The sequence below is a fragment of the Cohnella zeiphila genome (assembly GCF_014212055.1).
Lineage (GTDB): Bacteria > Bacillota > Bacilli > Paenibacillales > Paenibacillaceae > Cohnella > Cohnella zeiphila.
The window spans coordinates 62,010-77,372 of sequence record NZ_JACJVO010000011.1 but is presented as its reverse complement, the minus strand read 5'-3'; the positions used below and the strand labels follow the sequence as shown (position 1 = coordinate 77,372).

Below are 15,363 nucleotides of genomic sequence, written 5' to 3'. Positions count from 1 at the left end.
TGCCACCCTCGCCCGGATTTGCGCCTCCACCGCCGGGGTTCGTCCCCCCGCCTGGGTTCGTGCCGCCCCCGCCCGGATTTGTGCCGCCTCCGCCGGGGTCCGACGAACCGGCTGCGTGCAAAGTCAGCGCGATTGGCGCCGTTTCCGTGTTCGCTTGAATCTCCCGGTACGATTGGTTGACCGCCTTGATATCGCCGAGCCAGACCTGTGTGTTGCCTTCCCCGATGATGTCGAAGCTCACGTCTACTACGGTCATGCCCGCCACCGGATCGGCCGTAGGCGCCTTGTTGACGAGCGCCACCGCCGCGCTGCCCTCCGCTTCGCTCTTTGCCACGGCGACAAAAGGATCCTTCGCCGCAATCCCCTCCGCACTCAGCATCAATTTGTCAGGGTCGTAGTGAAAGGTCGCCTGAAGACCGAGCAGGTTGACACTGTTCTTCGCCGCGATCTCCAGCGTGATCCGGCCTCCGACTTCGCCGTGCGAATTGTCGCCCGTTACACTCAGCGCAACCGTCGTGTCCGATTCGTCCGCGGCCGACGCCCAAGCTTGCAGCGGCAGGGTGAACAGAAGCGCGATCATGGCCGACAGAAGCATCGTCTTTTTCATGAGACATCCCCCATCCTGTAATGTGAGCTAAGGATCCGGGCAGCCGGACGGCTTGCACCCGCTGCCCGGAACATGCTATAGCCTGTTCAGCAGGTGGTTGGCGACGTAGGCGATGTCGACGATGTCGATGCTTCCGTCCAGGTTCATGTCCAGTCGGTCCCAGTAACCAGCGCTGCCGCTCGACAAGCCGAACGCCTTGGCGACGGCGGCCAGATCGTTGATGCCGAAGCCTGCCGGCGGCGCGACATCTCCGTCCGCGGCGATCAGCTGCAGCGACGCCGTCTGCTGGAAAGGAAGCAGCGCGGAATCGCTGTTGGTCCAGGTCGCTCCGCTTGCCACGGAGACCTCCGCTTTCCCCCGTGTCTTGGCCTTCAACTGCACATGGGCAAGCGGCAGTTGGTCGGCCGTCCGGCCCGCGACGTCGCCTTTGAGCGTTCCGATCAAACGGACTTTCCCGGCGGACGGATTGCTGTCGAAGATGACGCTACCGTCCGGCCCCGCAAATTCGTCGCTGACGGAGGCGCCAATAAATTCGAATTGATCGGCATCATAGGTTAACGTTGCATCGAAGCCGTACAGGTCGGCGGCATTCGCCGCGCCAAGCTCAAGATCCGCCGTTTGCCCTACATCGAGCAGCGTGCCGCTTGCGGAAGATTGCAGCGTAACGTTTGTCAGGGCCGCCCCGCTCCAGGCGAACGGGTGCACGTTCGCGCCGCTGTCCGACCACTCTGCGCCGGATGCTACGGCTGCATTGACCGGGCCGTTCATTTTGGCCTTCAAATGCACCTCAGCCAGCGCCAAGTCGCCCGTCTTCCCGGCATCCGCCCCGAGCAGCGTACCGACAAGACGAACCCCTCCGTCGACCGGCTGCGAAGCGAAATATACTTCGTCTCCGGTCCCGAAATCGGGACTGGTCGAAACGTCCACCAGATCGAACTTGTCTTTGTCGTATTGCAGCGTCACATCGAAGCCATACAAATCCGCCGCGTCTTTGGCTCCTACAGTCACGTCCATCGAAGCTCCGGCATCGGCGTAAACGGTCGAACGATCGACGGTCAGCTTCGTGTCGGCAGCCGGTTGCGTGCTGCCTCCGAGCAGCTTCGCCACCCCCATATACGAGGGATTCAGCCAAATATCGTTGTTCGTCGTGTTGAACGCGATTTTGTACCGGTTGCCGCCGCCCAGATCGTCGTCCGAGGCTGCGTCGGCGCCGATGATCGTCCCTTCTTCCGGCGAGAAGCCGAGCGTCGACCAAGGAATGCTTGCTTCGATCGTATATCCGTCCGCCGTATCGGCAGCCTTGTACTCGATCCCGTTCACGGCGTTGTGCTTCGTCTCGTTCACCGCGCCGTTATCGCGACGGAAGGCGAATTGGAAGTCATCCGCTCCGTACGCCTGACTCTTGGAATTGTCTAGATCGAGGAACGCCTCCGTCGTATCGTTCGGATTATCGCTTGTGCTGTCCTTGATTTGATAAAGGTAATACAGTCGGTCGGCATCCCACATCGCTTTAACCGTTCCCGAGAATTCGTCCGGCGAGGACGGCTGGCCGATGACGTTCTTCGCCAGCGGCACGGCTTCCGCGTTGTCCCATGCCGGATCGGGCGTACCGTCGATCGCAGGCGCCTGCGCCGTACGGGCGATCGGGATGCCGTCAAAACCGGACAGCGACAAGACGGCGGGGTCGCTCGTCACAGAACCGTAAGGGCTCGACACCTTGACGGCATAAGTCCCGGCCGTCTGCTCGGAGACCGACTTGACGAACAGCTTCCGTCCCGTCTCGCCGGGCAGATCCTGGCCGTTCCGCTGCCATTGGAACGACAGGTCCGGCGTACCTACGGCATCGACGCTGAACTGGGCGGTTCCGCCTTCCCCGGCGGCAACGCCAACCGGCTGGGTCCGGATCGCCGGCGGCACCGGATCGTCTTCGGCCGCCGTTGTTCCGATTAACGTGACGATCGACTGCGCCGGAACCGTGAACGATTGTCCGGCTCGAACCGTCCCTGCTTCAATCGCCTGCTCCGTTTGCGAAGAGCGAATCATTTGATAAGAAGCCGGCTCGGATCCGCCAGTCACCTGGAGCGTGACCGTCTTATCGGCCGATCCGGTATTGACGAGCACGGTCGTCAATGTTTGGTTCTCGCGATGAACGAACGAGGTTGACAGCAGTTCCGGATCGCTGGAATTGCTGTCCACTCCGACGGCTCCCGGGCGAATATATTTGTAAAATTGCTTGGAGGCGTAATAGTTCGGATTCGGTCCGTCGTCGGAAATAAGATTGAATTCGCTGTTCTCATGATCGGCAAGCGACCAATAAACCCAGGCACTCACCTTCCCATGCTTCAGCGCCAGCGTGATTGATTTCGCAAGCGCCATGGCGCCGCTCCAATCGGGCGAGTATCCCGATGTTTCCGTCATCCACAGCTCTTTGTTATACGTATTGGCTGCATCGTTCAACCGTGTCCAATTGTCTATGTTGGCGTTCGGAGCGCTTGCGCCATCGGGGCCGTATCCGTGCACCGCGAAGAAGTCGGTCTGCTGCCGCGTTCCTTCATCGCTGCCGATCGCGTTCATGTAGGACAGAATCCGATCGGTCGTCTGCACGTCCTCAGGACCGAAAATTTTCGTCTGCAGCCCCTCCTGCTTGAACCGCTCCCCGACGTACTTGATGACGCGCGCCAGCTCGTCCGTGGTGTAGACGGCCGATTGGTAAGGTTCGCCGAACGCCGGTTCGTTGGCGACGCTGATCGCATAGATGTCGACGCCTGCCTGTTCCTTCATCACTTTGACGTACTGGATCAGCCATTGCGCATACTCTTCCTTGTAATCGTTCGGATTCTCGGCGGAGGGAATTTCCGACATGATCAGCTTATTCCAGTTGACATCCTGTCCGAAGATGCACTTGACATATTTCATCCAATAAGGCGGGCTCCACACGCTCGCGATGATCTTGAGCGGCTGACCGGCCGCGTCCGCCTTCTGCTTAAGCGCTTTCAGATAATCGATGCGGACGCTGAGCGGCGACGTTTGGGACTGACAGGAGGTTGCGGGCAGCGAGCCGTCGATGTTCCAGTCTCCCTTCTCCTGCTCGAAGTTCGACACGACTTCGTCCCGAACGATCGTCAGACCCAAGTCGTCGACGAGCAAGTTTAGAAAATCGTCGTTATAATACGGCCCAGCCTCCCAGCCGGGCTTATTGCCTCCGAAGCCGCCGAAGCCTTCTATGCGCTGGTACTGCATCGATTTGTCGACGGTGACAATCGCGCTGCCCGGCTGGGGAGCGACTTCGTCGGCGAATATGTTAGCCGGGGCCGCGAGCCCCGCTCCGACGAGCAGCGAAGCCAGCGCCGCACACGAAACGATCCTAGATACGATTCGTCTCATCCCTTACGCCTCCTTAGAAGAAATTTAGAAATAGATTCAAGCCTTATTGCTTGATTCCCGCCTCCTTTCTTCGACATATGCCGACATATTTTGATACCTTTTGTATCATTGCCGGCATAAAAAAATGAAACTTGCGTTTCCACGATTCCTATTATAGCTACCCCTGCTGCGGGACATGTGGGAATTTGGTGCGCACGATGTGTGAAATGTGTGCGAACGATGTGTGAAACGTGTGCGAAGGCGGCCTGGAGTCGAAAGTCCGAGCTTCATACTATGGCAAAGGCTTTGCCTCATCATAGCGAATCAACTGCACGCCGAGCCGCTTACAGCAGGCGAGAACCTCGGGATGCGTAAAGAGGAGCCGCTCCCGTACACGGTCCGCCACCACTTGCTCGGACGGATAATCAGGCGAGCCGAACCGGCGAAGCTCGATTTCGTCATAGCCCGGATGGCCGACGACCAGGTATTGGCCAGCAGGAGCTTCCTTTAGCCGAGTGATGAGTCCCCTTGCCGCGGCGTCCGCGCCCTCTCCGATGTCCGAAGCCGTTTCTTTCGGAAGGCTCCGGCTGTAGCGCCGGTAATGGCGAATACCCTCGCGCTCGCACCATTGCTCGAACGGCTCGGCAATTTCGGGAACGGCCCATTCGAACGCCATGTGCGAATCTGCATACCGAACGTCGAAGCCAAGCTTGCGCAGCCGATCCAACTGGGCCTGAAGCTCGGTCATGATCTGCTCCAGTTTCGGCGGACGGTCGAGAAAAACGTGCGGACTGCGCGAAAAAAATCCGCTGCCCTGCTCCACAAGGGAAGGAACTCTCGCGGGATCCGTCACCGGCCCCCAACGAACCTCGCTCCACTCCGCGTTGAGCGTGGCATGCAGTCCGAAGCATACGTCTTGGCGCCCCGCCAGCAGTTCCGCCGCATGTTCGATGCTGGGCCCGACGGCCATCAGTGATACATTGCGCACGATACCCCGGTCGACGGCCTCGAGGATCGCCCGATCCGCAGCGCGGGCGCTTCCCGCATCATCCGCCCTTGCAATCAGTAGAATCTCCTTAGCACTATCGGTCATGCCTTCTTCCTCCTCTTTGTACTCTCCATGCCTGCTCTTATTCCTCAATTGTCGCCTTCAATCCCTGCGGAACGCGAACGTAATCGAACACGCGACGCCCGTCGTCTCCGGTATGCCACTTGACTTCGATGAGTCCAAGCCGATGCGGAACCGCGCCCTCGGCTGCGGTTAAGTCCTCCGTCTCCACTCGAATAACGACTTCGTCCGGGCGTCCCGTGTCCGGCAGTCTTACGCCCAGCACATGCCGGGACAGGAAGTACGTCGGGCAGGCGGACCAGGCGTGGCATAAGCTCTGCTCCAGGTTGAAGTATTCAGGCGTTTGTTTGAGTCCTTTTTGCAAAAACCAGCCCCAGCCCTGCCGCATCATTCGTTCCGCGGTGCCGGTCAACCCGAGCAAATACAGCCCTTCGAAAATATAGAACGAAAAGCTCGGCGAGACATAAACGCCATCCTCTGGACCATATCCGTTCACGAACAGCGACTTTAAGCCGCCTTCGACATGGCGGCGGACCAGGCGTAGCTGATCATCCGTGAGTACGCCGGCGCGCGCGGCGAACAAGCTGGCATGCACCGAAAACGTGCGCTTCATCTCATTGTCGGCGTAGCAGCCGCGCTCCTCGTCCCAGAATGTCTCGCGGACTGAGCTTTCCAGGATGGAAATTCGGCGCTCCAACTCCCGCCGATCGTCCTGACGGCCGATCGCATCGGCCAGCCTGGCGGCACAGCGCAGCGCGATCAGATAGGTGCAGCTGAAAACACAGTGAACGCCTGTCGTATCCATATATCCCGGAACAATGGCCAGATCGCCGTGGAAACCGCCGTAATGCGCCTTGACGCCCCGCTTGACGTCCCATTCCGCATCCAGCAGCAGATCGTCCCGTTCGTCCGCCAACTCGTGAAACCAGGCCAAATTGCGAAGGATGGCTTCCCAATGCGATTCGATGTGCTCGGCATCGCCGGTTTGGCGGTAGTACGCATCGAATCCTTCCAACGCGTTCAAGGAGAAGTCCGCGATCGTGTAATCGCCCGTATTCGGGTACACGGCCCGGAATTTACCCGTATCGTCCGCCGATTGTCCGATTAATTGAAGACAGCGCCGCATCAGCGCTTGATCGCCGAAAATTGCCAGATTGTTGTGATATTGAATGATCGTATCGCGAATATATTGCCCGCGCTCGCGGGTCACGCAGTCCGTATAGGCGTCCTCCATATTGACCGCTTCCGTCCGTACGCCCATCTCCCAGATCTGCTCCAGCAGCGGGTCCGAACAGCGAAAGAATCCTTTGCGCTCGGCCGGGTAGCTGGCGGACGCCAGTTCCAGCCGAGCGAGCCGGACGTCCTGCTTGGGTCCGCGAACCGTCAACAGAACATAGCGTCCCCCCCGCGGCTGCGTCAATCGCCAGATCAGCTCGTTTCTCGTCTCGTCCGCATAAGCCCGGTCCCCTAGCCCATACCAATGAAAGTGGCGCAGGTGCTTTCCGTCCGCGTTCAAATGCTCCGAATACGTCAGATCGACGGTCGCTCCGCCCGCACCCTCCAACACGACGCAAGGCCGCACCAGACGAGTCATTCCCAAATCGAACAGCAGCGCGAACCCCTCCGGATAATCCGCCAACCGGAACGTCCGGCCCTGCCTTGCATCCGGTTCCGCCTTTTCGAACGGTTCGCCGTAAAGGTCCCAGCCCGTCTCCAGGATCGGACTTTCGCCCGCTTCGTCGCCCGTCACTTCCGCCCAGCCCCCGGCTTCCGCCAACGGATCTTCCGGCGAATAAGGAAACGGCTTGCCGCGAAGAGCGATGAACTGCTCGTGCGACAGGACCGGGGATCGTCGGAATCGAACGCCCGTTTCCGAATCCCGATCCGCGGAGACGACCAATCCTTGCCCTGCGGGCAGCGCTAATTGATGATGATACATGTCCTGAAGCGCATCGGCCTTCCCGAAATAATGATTCCAACCTTTCCTTAGTCGGAACCGATGGTTGACGCGCATGCTCAAATCGGCAGAAGGAACGCCTGCCGCAACCGGTTCTCCATTGATCCAGGTGTCCTGATAAAAAAGCCCGGCCGTAACGACCGTCTCTTCGGGCGCGTAAATCCATGTCATAAAAGCGATGAATGTACTCGTTCGGTCCGGCTCATGAATCTCGTTCACATGCGGCATCGGAACGCTGAAAGAATATCGGTCCTCGAATCGGGCAAGCGGCAGCACCTGTACGGATTCAACCGGGACGGGCACCCCCGACATAAACGGAATTGCGCGGGGCTCCGGTCGGCCCCATGCCTTCTGATCGGCAAGCCCGATGGCGGGGAGCCAAGCGCCGTCGTCGAAATCCGGCCCCTGCCAATCCGGTTCGTCGAGCCGTTGGTCGTAATGGTCCGCCGCCTTCAAGAACAAGCTGCTTTTGGGCGAATAGCGGAAGGCGGGCGCGGAAGCCGCTTTCCAATTCGCCTTGCCGGTCTTAAAATCCAGCTTCGCTCCGCCGGCGAGCTTTGCCTCCCCCCAAGCCGCAAAACCGGCTTGCGACGGCATCGTCGTAAACGTCTTATGCCCGACATAATTGACCAGGACCGCAATCGCGTTCCGTCCATGACGAAGGAGTCCGCCGATCTCGTGCGTATCGTACACCGGATAGCGAGGATCGAACCGGATGGAACCGGTTTGCGCATATTCTCCGTTCACATACAACATGTACGCCGTATTCGCGAATAGATGAAGCGTAGCCGCTTCGGCTTCGTCCGCCAAATCAAGCGTCAGTCTAAACCTGGCATACGGATTGCGGCCTTGTCCGTACTCGTCGCACCAAACCGCAACGGGAGCTCCTGTATTTCCGAATTCGATTTTATCTGTCATGTTTCCATCCCTCCGAACATCCGTGCGACCCCGGTATGGATTGCCGATCTTCATTTTACCGCCGAACCTTTGCGAGACCGGTAGGATTTTTGTCGGTTCGACGTAGGAAAATCGGCCGATGTCTTATGTTATTCCGCGAAAAAAAATCCCCTCAAATTGAGGGGGGGTCCAGTTGAATTTTACTCAGACGATAAAAAGAGTACCTGTGCGGCACTCTCAATATCGAAATCTTTTAACGATTCCTTTATTCATTAACGCCTTGATCTCGAACCATCCGGGATCGCTAATCTCAAATATTCTACTTGTTTAGTTACAGCGGGAGATGTTTTAATGACCAAGCCCGATCCCTCATTTGTTTCAAAAAAAACCGTTCCTTTTGTTTAGGGTATCAATTTGAATGCAATTCAGATATTCAGAGGCGCAATTTCACTTTAAATAATAAATATAATAAGATAGGTAATCCTATTGCTGATAGTATTGAGATTGCAGTACGTACTTTTTTCTCATCTCGTAAAGAAAAAATTAAAAACTTATACCCTAAAATACCAACAAATCCACCTAAACAATTTAAAATTATGTCATCTATGTCTGAAGCTCCAATGCCTAAAAGCCCCTGAATGATTTCAATAAATAAACTCAATATGAGTATAAACAGCAGATTGGTTATCACTCTTTTATTCTTTTTGAATAGTGACAAATATATGCCAAGAGGAATAAAGATTATTATATTGCCACCCACATTCGCAAAAGCGAATTTTTTTATAGTAACAGAATTGCTAAATATATATTCCTTTATACTATGAAAAGGAATGAGATTTATTGACCTCCATACAGTCCTATGGCTATTTAACAAATCCAAAAGCGAAACTCTTGATAAGAGCAATAATTTAAATAAAAAAAGTATGTAACAAATGGAAACTCCATATAAAAAGACTTTTTCAATTCTCTCTTGTTTATTCATACTAATTCCATTTTTCATTCCTTCCCGCCTATTCTCTGACAGTTCAGTTTTATAAATTATACGCCGACCTTGCGTGCAAAACCATTCTACCATGTCCTATAATGAGATATTTTTTTCAAATGACATGGAAGTATGCCCAAACAGATTCACGGGCAGTTCTCCCTCTCCTTCCGGAGGGACAGGGTAGTCGCAGGATCATGTGTCCTTCGACTTCTTTTGGTGTCTTTGCGAAGCTTCCACCAATCTTGTTCGCCGTTTCCTTTGACGTGATATTGTGCTTCATCGAGTTCACATATTTCCGCCAATAGCTTGGTTTCTTGGCACGCACATATTCGCCGAATCCAAATATATCGCTATGTGCATGTTTTGTTTGTTCGATAATCCTTTTTATATTTTTCCGAAAGCTCACTCGCAATCTTTTCATTGAGTTCCTTTAACAACTTTGAATCATTCACAATCGCTTGAGATTTCCAAATTTCATAAACCCTCTGTATCCACATATATTGCGAATAACTACAAGAGAAAGTAACTTTTTTGCAAGTTGTTGAATGAGAATGCCAAAGAGGGCCGCGACAGCCTGCCCACCGGCAACCTGCCACAGCCCCCAAACCCGCGTCCGACGCGGTCTCTCGCCATACGGGATCCAATCGCTCCAGCTGCCTGATCGAGTAAAGCCACTAGACTGATGTCGGTAGGTGAAGTAAATGCAAAAAAAAACGCCAATCAATCTACGGAACGCGGCGACCCCGATGGCTATATCGTCCGTCAACTCTATCCCCATCTCGAATGAACAAGCAAGAGACGCTCCGGCGGGGGCCTGTTCGTTGTGCTATATTAAATACGCCTCAAACGCTCCATTTCTAACTGAATCAGCGAGTGCAACTCCGACTGCTTAAGTCGAAGCATTCCGCGAATTTCTGCAGATGACACGTTGTCATTCAACAAGCCTAGCCCCTATCCGCATGGAGAGGGGCTTTTCGCTTTTTCCTACTGTCTTCCCATTCTCACATATATTATGACATTTTTTGGCTGTGGCCGCCATTGAAACAAAGCGCTGGGACGCAGCTCAAGCTACTCTTTATCAAGTGCCGGGCTGCAGTTCCATTTCAGAATCAAGGTGTTGTTGATCGATGTCCAGCCACTCCCCTGTTGCACGATCTTCTGGCCTCGCCTTCTCATTTCAAGCTAATCCCCGATGTAAGATAGATCCCTATAAGCTAAAGGTACTTCCATGAGACGAAGAGTTCCTGACCTTTTTTACCTTGAAATAAATCTGGAATGGCTCGTAGCCGATATCCCGAATTCGCCTCATTTGAATAGCCGGGTCCTGATTGGCCGTCTTGAAGAAATAGCGCCAGCTTCCCCATTCCCGCTCGTTCTCCATCTCGACCTCCGATGCGATGTCGTCATTGTCCGCGTACAAAATTCTTTCGCTCTCGCCGATTCCCGCCAGCACTTCCGGACCGTAACGGAACGCGCCCAGATTCTCGTCGTCCGGCAGCGGAACGAAGCGGATGCCTATCGGCAGAATGAAGCTGACTCGGTCGCCGTCCTTCCACGTGCGCCGAAGCGCATGGAACCGTGCGCTGTCCGCCGTTCTCTCCTGAAGGACGCCGTTGACGTAGATCGAAGCCTCCGACGCGATCCATTCCGGAATCCGGCAGCGAAGCGTAAAGGCAAGCGGCTCGGATACGTGGACGACAAAATCATATTTGCGATACGAAGGCATATTCTCGTGCTTCGCGGTCATTTCGTTGATCTCTTGAACGCCCGCCGTGTTCGAAGAGTTCATGAGGCTGCCGCTCATTCGATCCTGGCGTTGTACGATCCGCACTTCCTGCCCCCCGATGTCGGCGGTCATGTCGGAGTCGAAGTACTGGCAGACATAGATTCCGTCCCCGTCCAAATAATAGATCCCTCGGTTCCAGGCCGCGTTCGCCTGAACCATCGTTCCGTGGCAGCAGAAGAAGCTGTCCGTCTCCGAGCTCCAGTCCTTGCGCAAGCCGGCCTTCATCGGCAGGAAGTACGTGAGCAGTCCGGTTTTCGGATCGTCGCGCTTGCTGCCGGTCAACGGATATTCTTGATAATAAGCCTGCGCCATGATGCCGTTGTACAGATTGTATTCGATATATTGCGCATAAGCGGGATCGCCCGAATGCCGGAACAGGAATTCGGCCAAGCGGATCATGTTGTAGACCGTGCAGTGCTCCTGGTTCTTGTCCCCGAGACGAGCCTTCATCTTCTGCTTCGGCATCCATACTTCGCCGGCCGTCTGGCCTCCCGTTGCCAAATATCCTCTCTCCGTGACCGCACAATTCCAATAAGCCTTCACGATGTCCATCCACCGCTCTTCGCCGGTCACTTCGAAAGCCCTGGCGCAGCCGAGCACCTCCGGGATCGTCGTGTTTGCGTGCATATTCGTCAGAGGGTCCTTGCCTTCGAGCAAAGGCCGGAACAGCCGGCTCCGATAGTACCGTTCGAGCAGCGTCCTGTACTTCTCCTTGCCGGTGATCTGAAGAAGATCGGCCCAGACCTCGAGCATTCCGCCGGTCTCTACGTCCAGGATGTCATCGAACTTCTCTCTCGAGAACCGGCTGCTCCAATCCGCGAACCAGTCCGTGAACGAATCGGCGATCTCCAGCGCCTTGCGATTGCCCAGGAACCGATATGCGTCCACTAGTCCCATGAACAGCTTGTGGAGATTGTATTGCGGCGCCCAAATGCCTTTGCCGTCGGCGATCCAATGCAAGTATTTCTCCGGAATCGGCCCCGCCCATTGTCCGCCGTTGTCCATCTGGCATTCCGCCAATTCGTCGATGATGACTTCCGCCTTCGCCTTCAGCTCCGGGTCGCCGGACTCCTCGTAATGGAGAGCCGCGGCAGACAGCCAATGCCCGAGAAAATGGCCGCGCAGCTGACAAACCGGCGACTCCCAGCCGCCGTGCGCATCTTCCGGAATTCCCCTGCCCGAATATCGGCCGGCTTCCAGCCGATAGTTAAAGAGGAGATGATCACTGTTCAGCTTCATCAAATACGCCCGGTTCGCCGCTTCCCTTCGTTTGATCTCCCCGTCTCGAACGAGCACGTTTTTCCCCTTCAATTCTTCCACTAAGATCCCCTCCCAAATGCGGCTTGATTTCTCAGCCCTTGATACCGGATACGGCAATCCCTTTCATAAAATATTTCTGCCCGAAGACGAACAGTAACACGGGCGGAACAAGAACCATCGTGGCAGCCGACATCAGCAGCTCCCACTGAGCCGTATAATACCCGATAAACTGCTGGAGTCCAAGAGCCAGCGTAAACATCGATTCTTTATTGACATAGACCAGCGGACCGAGAAAGTCGTTCCACACCCCGAGAAATTGAAACAACGCGACCACGATCACGGCCGACTTGGATAGAGGAAAGATAACGCGGGCGAAAATTTGAAAGTAACCGGCTCCGTCCACAAGCGCGGCTTCATCCAAAGCCTTGGGAATGGTGCGCATAAATTGCCGGATCAAAAATACGTTAAATGCGCCTCCTCCGAACCATGCAGGCAAGATCAACGGCAAGTAGCTGTTCGGGCCGACAACCGTACGCCAGCCCAAAAACGTGGGAATGAGCGTCACCGCATACGGCAGCATCATGCCCGTCATCAGCAGCCCGAAGAAAAAGTCCCTTCCCCGCCAACGCAATCTGGCGAAGCTGAAGCCGCACAGGGCGCTGGTCAGAACCGCTCCCGTCACATTGCCCGCGACCAGTAACAGCGTGTTGAGAAAGTATCGGCCGAAGGGCACCGTATTGAGCGCCGTCTTGAAATTGCCGAGCCTTACGGGATCGGGAATCCAGACGGGCGGCACGATAAAAATCTGGGAAGAATCCATGATCGCGCTGCGAACCATCCATGCCAACGGCAAAATAAAGACGGCCGAGCCGAAAACAAGCACAAGATACAACAGAAATGATTTGATGCCGGATTTGGTTTGCGCGGCCATTATTTCTCACCCTCGTAATAGACCCAGGATTTGGACGATCGGAATACAATGACGGACAATAACATAATGATCGCGAACAGCACCCAGGCTATCGCGCATGCGGCGCCCATCCTTTGATTGGCAAAAGCCTCCCGGTACAGATATACTACATAAAACAACGAAGCGTTGTTGGGACCGCCCTCGGTCATGATATATGCTTCGGAGAAGGTCTGAAAGCCGTTAATAATCCCCATAATCAAATTGAAGAAGATTGTGGGGGTCATCATAGGCAGCGTTACCGCCAGCAGCTTGTGGCGGATGCCGCCGCCGTCGATATCGACCGCTTCGTAATAGTGGTCGGGAATAGATTCCAGTCCGGCCAGAAAAATCAGCATGGTGCCTCCAACCGACCAAACATTCATGAACGCCATCGTCGGTACGACCGTGGCTTCATCGTAAATCCATAGACTGGTGGGCAAATGCAAGAAGCGAAGAATTTGGTTAAAGAGACCGATATCCGGATTCAGCAACCAAATAAAGATGGTCGAGGTTGCAACGACCGGAACAATCGAAGGCAAATAAAACACGGCGCGAAAAAACGTCTTTCCCCGCACGTTATTTTTCAACAAAAGCGCCATTACGAACGCCGCCAGCAAACTGACGGGAACGGCCAATACCACATAATAAAAGGTGACGAACAACGATTTGTAGAAAAAACTGTCTTCCCCGGTAAACAATCGTTTGAAATTATCCAGACCGATAAACTGAAAGTCGTTCGTAATGGAATAGTCGGTGAAGCTTAAATACAAGCTGGCCAGCAACGGTCCCAACGTAAAAATGAAAAACCCCAAAATGGCCGGAGCGGCCATTCCGTAGCCGTAGAGCGTTTCCTTCCTGGAACGGAATCCGCGCTTCACGCTCCCTGGAGCGACGGCTTGTTGTTTCGGGTGCATCTTTCATCACGCTTTCTCATAAGATTTCGTTTGTTTAAGGCACCGGGTCAACGGACAGTAGCGGAGAGCGCCGCACGACAAGCGTTCCTGGTCGAGATGCGCTCTCCCCCATCCGCCCGTTTCCTTCCTCTCGAATCAGGCGGTCCGATGACGGATTATTGAATGCTTCCTTCGAGCAGCGGCTTTATTTGAGGCATAACTTCTTTCATGACATCATCGACTGTTTTTTTGCCGGTCCACGCCTGGTCCAGCGCAGGGAACAAGATGTTGTTGATATCTCCGAAGTTCTTCACGTAGACCTCTGACGTCACCTGGCTGTCGTTGATGATCGGATCGACCAGAACGTCCTTGTAGCCGTCGACTCTTGCGGCGCTCGGCGACGCCCAGGCTCCGATCTTGCTCTCATCGGTATAATACGCCTTGCGGTTGGGCATCCAGAGACCGTCCCGGAACAATTCCAGAGAACTCTCCGGATTGGTAATGTATTGAAGCAGCATCCAGGCTTCCTTAGGGTGCTTGGAAGCCGAGAAGACGACTCCCAGCGCACCGCTATATACAGCCGTGGTAGTGGTCATTTTGGGAATGACGCCAATGCCGTAATTCAAGCCCTTCGACTTGGCGAAGTCATTGCAGACCCATTGACCGTCCAACACCATGGCGTACCGCTTGGATTGAAGCGCTACGGCAGGCGCCGGCATGCTCTTGGCCGTAGTCGGACTCGGCATGACATGATAAACGTTGATCAAGTCTGCGACGTTCTGGAACACTTGATTAAACGCAGGGGTGTTAATGCCCGTCGTACTTCCTTTATCCGGATAATATTGCGTTCCGTTGCGCAATAGGAGCGCTTCCATCGTGCCGGACCATAAATCCATGTTGAATCCGTATTGGCGAATGTTCTTCGCATCGAAGTCAGGGTCCAGCGCGTTTCTCCCTTTATTGTCGATGGTCAGCTTCTTGGCCACTTCGATGAACTGATCCCAGGTCCAGGCTTCCCCCGGCTTTGTCGGCGGCGCCTCGACGCCGGCTTCGGCAAAAGCGTCCTTGTTGTAAAACAGCGCATACGACTCGAGATTGTTCATAAGTCCAACAATGCCGTCGCCCTTTCTTGCAATGACGCCATCCACGTAATCCTCTTCCGTGGTCCCCGCGTTCGATTGGAAGAGATCCTTGATATTGGCCAGCTTCCCGTCTTCATACCATTTATAAGCCGTTGGCGGACCCAGATACCCGACGTCCGGCGCGTCATTCGAAGCAATCATCGTTGTCAGCTTGGTCTCGTATTCGGAAGGAATGATGATGCCCTCCACACTGATTCCCGTATCTTTGGAAAATTTGTCGATAGCCTTGCTGATGACTTCCTTCTCGTAAGTAGAACCCCAATACGTGAACCGAAGATGAATCTTTTCGTTTGACTTGCCGGCAACCGAGGTCTGCGAATTTTGCGGACTGGCTGGTGCGACTCCCGATTCGTTCCCGCCGCTGCCGCACCCTGTCGCGACGACAATCAAGCTTGCCAGAAGCACCGACGCTGCGGCTTTCTTCCTGATTCTCATGCTAGTTCCTCCCTTTTTGA

The 15,363-nt window shown here is 54.8% G+C and carries 10 protein-coding genes; all 10 read right to left on the bottom strand.

What is annotated here, in order from left to right:
- Positions 1-607: cohesin domain-containing protein (locus tag H7C18_RS10685; RefSeq protein ID WP_185129040.1), on the bottom strand; the 607-nt coding region annotated here is incomplete at its 3' end.
- 75 nt (positions 608-682) lie between these two features.
- A complete protein-coding gene (locus H7C18_RS10680) occupies positions 683-3,991 on the bottom strand; it encodes a sugar-binding protein (protein WP_185129039.1) in 3,309 nt (1,102 codons plus the stop codon).
- Between the two features lie 271 nt (positions 3,992-4,262).
- Positions 4,263-5,063: a ChbG/HpnK family deacetylase gene (locus H7C18_RS10675; RefSeq protein ID WP_185129038.1), complete on the bottom strand. Its 801-nt coding sequence runs from the start codon at positions 5,061-5,063 to the stop codon at positions 4,263-4,265.
- Positions 5,064-5,100: 37 nt separating this feature from the next.
- Entirely contained in the window at positions 5,101-7,914 is a 2,814-nt protein-coding gene (locus tag H7C18_RS10670; protein WP_185129037.1) for an alpha-L-rhamnosidase-related protein, read from the bottom strand.
- Positions 7,915-8,326: 412 nt separating this feature from the next.
- Positions 8,327-8,893 (bottom strand): VanZ family protein, encoded by a 567-nt coding sequence (locus H7C18_RS10665; RefSeq protein WP_202887013.1) that lies wholly within the window; start codon positions 8,891-8,893, stop codon positions 8,327-8,329.
- Between the two features lie 97 nt (positions 8,894-8,990).
- Entirely contained in the window at positions 8,991-9,299 is a 309-nt protein-coding gene (locus H7C18_RS36000; RefSeq protein WP_185129036.1) for a Ger(x)C family spore germination C-terminal domain-containing protein, read from the bottom strand.
- 786 nt (positions 9,300-10,085) lie between these two features.
- On the bottom strand, positions 10,086-11,984 hold the full coding sequence (locus H7C18_RS10655; RefSeq protein ID WP_185129035.1) for a beta-L-arabinofuranosidase domain-containing protein: 1,899 nt from the start codon (positions 11,982-11,984) through the stop codon (positions 10,086-10,088).
- A 31-nt stretch (positions 11,985-12,015) separates the two neighbouring features.
- The gene (locus tag H7C18_RS10650; RefSeq protein WP_185129034.1) at positions 12,016-12,855 is read right to left on the bottom strand and encodes a carbohydrate ABC transporter permease; all 840 of its coding nucleotides are present in this window, start codon (positions 12,853-12,855) and stop codon (positions 12,016-12,018) included.
- Positions 12,855-13,787: a carbohydrate ABC transporter permease gene (locus tag H7C18_RS10645; protein ID WP_185129033.1), complete on the bottom strand. Its 933-nt coding sequence runs from the start codon at positions 13,785-13,787 to the stop codon at positions 12,855-12,857. Before H7C18_RS10645 ends, H7C18_RS10650 begins: the two co-directional genes overlap by 1 nt.
- A 155-nt stretch (positions 13,788-13,942) precedes the next feature.
- Entirely contained in the window at positions 13,943-15,343 is a 1,401-nt protein-coding gene (locus tag H7C18_RS10640) for an ABC transporter substrate-binding protein (protein WP_185129032.1), read from the bottom strand.
- Positions 15,344-15,363 lie beyond the last annotated feature (20 nt).